Consider the following 1,516-nt stretch of genomic DNA (forward strand, 5'->3'; position numbering starts at 1 on the left):
GTCATCGGGCATTATCTGAACATAAAACACTATCAGTAAGTTGGAGTCATTACCTCCTCCCGAACTCAAAGCTATCATACAGATAATTACTGGTTAACCCTATATAGGGCATTTTAAAGTGTTGTGATCTTACCCAGCAATAGTGGACACGCGGCTAAGTGAGTAAACTCTCAGTCAGAGGTGACTCACAAGACAAAACAGTTTCAACCAGTAAAAAAACGTAAACAGCATTCGCCTGAATTTCTCAGTGAAGCCCTGAAACTTGCTGAACGCATCGGTGTTGCTGCCGCAGCCCGTGAACTCAGCCTGTATGAATCACAGCTCTATGCGTGGCGCAGCAAACTGCAGCAACAAATGAGTTCGTCAGAGCGTGAAAGTGAACTGGCCGCTGAAAATGCCCGCCTGAAGCGGCAACTGGCGGAGCAGGCAGAGGAACTGGCTATCCTCCAAAAGGCCGCGACATACTTTGCGAATCGTCTGAAATGAAGTATGTCTTTATTGAAAAACATCAGGCTGAGTTCAGCATCAAAGCAATGTGCCGCGTGCTCCGGGTGGCCCGCAGCGGCTGGTATACGTGGTGTCAGCGGCGGACAAGGATAAGCACGCGTCAGCAGTTCCGCCAACACTGCGACAGCGTTGTCCTCGCGGCTTTTACCCGGTCAAAACAGCGTTACGGTGCCCCACGCCTGACGGATGAACTGCGTGCTCAGGGTTACCCCTTTAACGTAAAAACCGTGGCGGCAAGCCTGCGCCGTCAGGGACTGAGGGCAAAGGCCTCCCGGAAGTTCAGCCCGGTCAGCTACCGCGCACACGGCCTGCCTGTGTCAGAAAATCTGTTGGAGCAGGATTTTTACGCCAGTGGCCCGAACCAGAAGTGGGCAGGAGACATCACGTACTTACGTACAGATGAAGGCTGGCTGTATCTGGCAGTGGTCATTGACCTGTGGTCACGTGCCGTTATTGGCTGGTCAATGTCGCCACGCATGACGGCGCAACTGGCCTGCGATGCCCTGCAGATGGCGCTGTGGCGGCGTAAGAGGCCCCGGAACGTTATCGTTCACACGGACCGTGGAGGCCAGTACTGTTCAGCAGATTATCAGGCGCAACTGAAGCGGCATAATCTGCGTGGAAGTATGAGCGCAAAAGGTTGCTGCTACGATAATGCCTGCGTGGAAAGCTTCTTTCATTCGCTGAAAGTGGAATGTATCCATGGAGAACACTTTATCAGCCGGGAAATAATGCGGGCAACGGTATTTAATTATATCGAATGTGATTACAATCGGTGGCGGCGGCACAGTTGGTGTGGCGGCCTCAGTCCGGAACAATTTGAAAACCAGAACCTCGCTTAGGCCTGTGTCCATATTACGTGGGTAGGATCACTAAGCCAGGAATTAAGTCATTTAAAGATATTTCAAATTCACTGGCAATCGTATCTAATCCTTCCTTATCAATAGATTCAAGCCATAAATTATAATCAATAGGAAGAAGCAACGGATGAGTAAAGTTCAATCTATTT

At 50.4% G+C, this 1,516-nt stretch carries 2 pseudogenes; one reads left to right on the top strand and one right to left on the bottom strand.

From position 1 onward, the window contains the following. Window positions 1–49: 49 nt before the first annotated feature. Window positions 50–121 (bottom strand): annotated as a pseudogene (locus HEN33_RS27215) (hypothetical protein); the annotation flags it as partial. Between the two features lie 37 nt (window positions 122–158). Here HEN33_RS27215 and HEN33_RS24915 point away from each other — a divergent pair. Beyond that, window positions 159–1,349: pseudogene (locus tag HEN33_RS24915) on the top strand (IS3 family transposase). The last annotated feature ends 167 nt before the right edge of the window (window positions 1,350–1,516 follow it).

It is taken from the genome of Escherichia sp. 94.0001, assembly GCF_013369155.2.
Lineage (GTDB): Bacteria > Pseudomonadota > Gammaproteobacteria > Enterobacterales > Enterobacteriaceae > Escherichia > Escherichia coli_F.